This is a genomic window from Blautia sp. JLR.GB0024, from assembly GCF_037000545.1.
In the GTDB taxonomy this organism is placed as follows: domain Bacteria; phylum Bacillota; class Clostridia; order Lachnospirales; family Lachnospiraceae; genus Blautia; species Blautia celeris.
Window position 1 is genome coordinate 1 of the sequence record NZ_JBANBF010000036.1, and the last position, 4,391, is coordinate 4,391.

Sequence of the window (4,391 nt, forward strand, 5' to 3'; positions counted from 1 at the left end):
GAATTCAGCGATTCAATGGCATTTGTCGTACTATGCCGATTTCGTGATAGTACGACTTATGCCGACAAAGAAACTATACCGACATTTCTAAGAAATCCCGTATTTACAAGGTCTTTCTAAAAAAATGTCGGTATAGTTTTTATAGCCGGTATAAAGCTTCCGATATTTTTTTATCCTTCCAGTTCTTTTCTGCATCTCCTCCATCCGGATTGGTCTGTTCCAATACCTTTGCTAATGTATCCAGGGTCACAAAGGCGTAGAATCCGGAGGTGGTTGAGATATTTTCATGTCCAAGCATCTGCTGGATATAGGATAAAGGACATCCCTCCTGGTATAAGCTCATCGCCCTGGTCTTTCTTACCATGTGAAAATGGATGTCCTCCGGCATTGGGACCCCTTCATTCCGGCATTTTTCCGCATACTTTTTCAAGACTTTCTGGATGCAGTCATCTGACAGCCCATGCCTCACCCCATGTGTGGCCGCATAAAAGAGAGGCGCGTCCGGTTCAGGGAGATCCCCATGAAATTCCCCGAGGTATCCCCTCAGGTGCTGCACAGTCTTTTTCATCAGTGGGACACTCCTGTATTTTTCGCCTTTTCCAAGTATCCGGATATAAGGTGTTTCCGCATTAAGATGCAGGTCATGGACCTTCACCCCTGTCAGTTCCCCTACCCGCATGGCGGCATCATATCCAAGGACCAGGAGCACCCGGTTCCGGCGTTCAGACCGTTTCTCCCTACCAGGCGCGTCAAGAAGTGCCTTTATCTGATGATCTTCAAAATACCTGATCTCGCCTCCGGGGACATTCAAACTATGTATCGTCTGGCTTGAAACAAAGAGCGGGGTAATATCGATGCATTCTTCCGATGCATACGACAGCAGGGCTCTCGCTGCGGTCAGCCGGAGATTACAGGTCTTTGGACTCCAGCTCTTGATATCAGCCATCCATACAAGATAATCTTTCAGGCTTTTTCTGTCCAGGTCATTGAAACATACACGTTCACGGCAGATACCTTTCATCTCCTCCAGAAAGTCAATACAGGTGTTGAGCGAGGAGCGGTAAGAAGCAACTGTATTCCCGCTCTTTTTCCTGATCTTTGGAAGCTCGTGGTCCAGAAAGCGTCTGGCCGTCTCCCAGAAGAAAACGCTGTCAAACCTTTTGGGGTTGTTTTTATCATTCCTCCCTGCCATCATCCACCTCCGGTATCAGCCCTTCCGAATGCCCGGACATCTCCAGGATCCCGCCATAAATATCCGGCACAAGATGGAAATAATACAGGGTATTTTTGATCTCGGAATGCCCCATATACCGCATAAGGTAAGGGAGCATGGCGTTTACGTCCTTCCCCTCCCGCAGCCAGCGGTTCATGTTGGCATAGACAAAGTGATGTCGGAGATCATATGCACGGATGCTGATGCCCGAATCCTTCTTTTCCGGGAAAGCGGTATACCAGAAACGCAGGAAGTTCCGTTCCAGCCAGCAGGCACCATATGGACGGCCTTTCCTGTTTGGGAAAAAGAACGTGCGGTCCGGGAACAGGCGGCTGATCCGGCTGTCATAGCCAGCCAGATATTCCGTAAGTTCTTGGGAAATATAGACTCTCCGGCTCTTGGGCCCCTTGGACTGGAGGACATCGAGATAACCCTGATCCAGATGTACGTTTTGCCTGGCAAGTGTGCGTGCCTCTTTACAGCGGAGCCCACAGCAGTACATAAGCCGGAAGATCGCGGGGAGGATCAGATGCCTTCCCTTTAAATAGGGTGTATCCGGCATTCGGTCGCATTCCATGAAGAACGCGATGATCTCATCCTCCGTAAAAAAATACGGTTGGGCCGGTGTGGGGGGATGCAGCCTTCCGGACGGGATAAGATATGCTTTGAGGCCCCGTGCATGAAGGTATCTGCTGAACTCACGCAGAAATGCGGCCGCATTATAAAGGCCTCCCGGGGTATCCTGGAGCCTTTCAAGAAACCCCTCAACGCTTGCTTTGTCCGGAACTGCAGTTTCAGGAGCTGTCTCCATGACAAACCGGACATACTTCTTTAGATAATAAGCTCCAGTCTCGTATTGATACCCATTAGCCTTTTTATAAGAAACAAACTGGCTGGCAAGTTCCGGAAGAGATTTACTGTACATGGGCGATACCCCCTTTCCAAACAGGAGGGAGCGGGAGCGTACAAGCAGCCAGACTGATGGCATCCGTTGAAAGATATACGGATACCGTGTTTGGATCTCTGTGCCCGAGAACTGCTGAGATATCTGGCATGGGGATGCCCGCCCGCAGCATGGAGGATGCGGCGTGGTGCCTTGTCATCCGGCTCCCCACAGGCCGTCCTTCGTTTTTGATCCCGGCAAGCCCCTCCAGTTTTTTCAGGATCTCATAAATGCTCCCCGTACCCAGAGGCCCAAACGGTGCAAAAGTTTTCAAAAAAACATTGTCTGATCCGCTCTTAGGGCGTTCCTTCAGGATGTAATCAGCGATAGCATTCCCGTAAGACGCCCTCAAGGGAAGGATGAGCGGTTTCCCTGTCTTATCCTGAATGATGGAAATGCAGTCCTTCTCCCAGTCGATATCTTTCAGCTTCAAAGAACAGACATCGGTCCCCCGGAGCCCTGTCTCTAAAAGAAGCTTACAGACAGCAGTATCTCTTTTTGTCAAAAGCCCTGATGAGAGCGTTGTTCTGAGAGCCGCAAGCTCCTCCTCCTGATAGATCTCTATGATCTTTATTTCCTTTGGCAGATGCACCGGTATCTCCAGAAGAAACTGTGCCGTGTGGCCATTACCGGAAAGGAACCTGCGCAATCCTGCCAGGCCGCTTCCGATCGTGGACGGCTGGTACCGTCCATCTTTGTAAAGAGATACGATAAAAGTGCTCACATCATCTGTCCTGATATCGGATAACTTCCCATACCCGTTTTTTTGGCAGAACAACAAAAAATAGGTAACGATACGCTGATATCCGGCTATGGTATTGGGGCTGAGTCCCTCCTGTTCCAGAACTTTGACAAAGCTTTTTATTTCCAATCGGAATCCTTCATTCACAAGTTTTTCGGATATACCTTCTGTATCCTGCCTTCTCCAGTCAACAGTCCCTGTTTGTATAAGCGACAGGAGCAGCCGGATACAGCGTTTTCGGTGGGTCAGTTCCTTCTGGATCCATTTTTCACTGCATGTGGCCGGACTGTCCAGAAAAGTTTTTATGAGTTCCTCCGAAAGCCTTCCCTCTCCCATATGCTGTGCCAGAGATATCAGAAGCTGGTAACTGGACTGGTAATGTATAAGTGTCTTTTTTCCATACCTTCTTTCGGCCATCTGATCCATTACTTCCCGGATCGATCCATTAAGTTCCTTTTGTTTTTCCCTCATCATAGGAAACCTCCTTCTTTTTGTTCCATCATGAGGGATATTTAAGAAAAGGTCAAAAACTATACCGATATTTTTTCGAAAGAGCCAGTGAATGAGGGATTTATTAAAAATGTCGGTATAGTTTTTTTGTCGGGATAAGTCGTATATATGACCTTCCTGACCATTGCTGAAAACTTGAAAATTGGGGATATGGCATCCCAGTTATCCTTCCAGCGCTTCATGGAATTCGGATATTTGGGCGTCCATTTTTCTGTTACCCGGTCAAGTGCTGCCAGCGCCTTTTTTTCATCAGCTGCCTGGTAGATGGTCTTTAGATCTGCGGCAAATGCCTTCCTGTCTTTATCTGGAACATATTTTAATGTGTTTCTTACCTGATGGACAATGCATCTCTGATATTCTGTTTTGGGGAATGCGGCAGCAATGGCTTCCTTTATTCCCGTAAGGCCGTCCGCACAGATGATGAGGATGTCTTTTACCCCCCGGTTCTTCAGTTCATTTAAAACAGACAGCCAGTATTTTGAACTTTCATTCTCTCCCACATGGATTGTCAGTACCTCTTTCTTTCCTTCTGTATTGATCCCAAGGATGACATAGGCGGCAAGCTTGCGGATCACACCATTGTCACGGACAGAATAGTGGATGGCGTCAATGTAAAGGATGGGATAGACATTATCCAGAGGACGGTTCTGCCAGTCTTCGATCTGAGGAAGGATCTTGTCTGTAACATCAGAAATAAATCCTTCCGAGGTCTCAAATCCGTAGATATCTTCAATAGTTTCAGATATCTGCCGGGTAGTCATTCCCTTCGCATACATGGAAATGATCTTCTGGTCAATATCAGAAATGTCTTTCTGGCGTTTTTTGACCACCTGTGGTTCAAAGGTAGATTTTCGGTCTTGCGGCACATCGATTTCCATGGAAGCGTAACTACTGTTGACCCGTTTTCGTTTGTAACCGTTCCGGTAATCATCATTGTCTGAGCGTTCCGATTTTTGATATCCCAGGTGATCATCCAGCTCAGT

At 47.7% G+C, this 4,391-nt stretch carries 3 protein-coding genes and 1 pseudogene; all 4 read right to left on the reverse strand.

The genetic code is table 11. The features are described from left to right. Window positions 1–139: 139 nt before the first annotated feature. Window positions 140–1,192: a tyrosine-type recombinase/integrase gene (locus V8Q34_RS27240; protein WP_148394087.1), complete on the reverse strand. Its 1,053-nt coding sequence runs from the start codon at window positions 1,190–1,192 to the stop codon at window positions 140–142. Further along, entirely contained in the window at window positions 1,176–2,138 is a 963-nt protein-coding gene (locus tag V8Q34_RS27245; protein ID WP_291766060.1) for a tyrosine-type recombinase/integrase, read from the reverse strand. The genes V8Q34_RS27240 and V8Q34_RS27245 overlap by 17 nt, the downstream gene beginning before the upstream one ends. Beyond that, window positions 2,128–3,372: a tyrosine-type recombinase/integrase gene (locus V8Q34_RS27250; protein ID WP_335836677.1), complete on the reverse strand. Its 1,245-nt coding sequence runs from the start codon at window positions 3,370–3,372 to the stop codon at window positions 2,128–2,130. The genes V8Q34_RS27245 and V8Q34_RS27250 overlap by 11 nt, the downstream gene beginning before the upstream one ends. Window positions 3,373–3,506: 134 nt before the next feature. Beyond that, a pseudogene (locus tag V8Q34_RS27255) lies at window positions 3,507–4,391 on the reverse strand (IS256 family transposase); the annotation flags it as partial.

Coding starts and splice junctions, on each gene's coding strand:
- V8Q34_RS27245 (WP_291766060.1), bottom strand. CDS start 2,138: ATGTACAGTAAATCTCTTCCGGAACTTGCCAGCCAGTTTGTTTCTTAT.
- V8Q34_RS27240 (WP_148394087.1), bottom strand. CDS start 1,192: ATGGCAGGGAGGAATGATAAAAACAACCCCAAAAGGTTTGACAGCGTT.
- V8Q34_RS27250 (WP_335836677.1), bottom strand. CDS start 3,372: ATGATGAGGGAAAAACAAAAGGAACTTAATGGATCGATCCGGGAAGTA.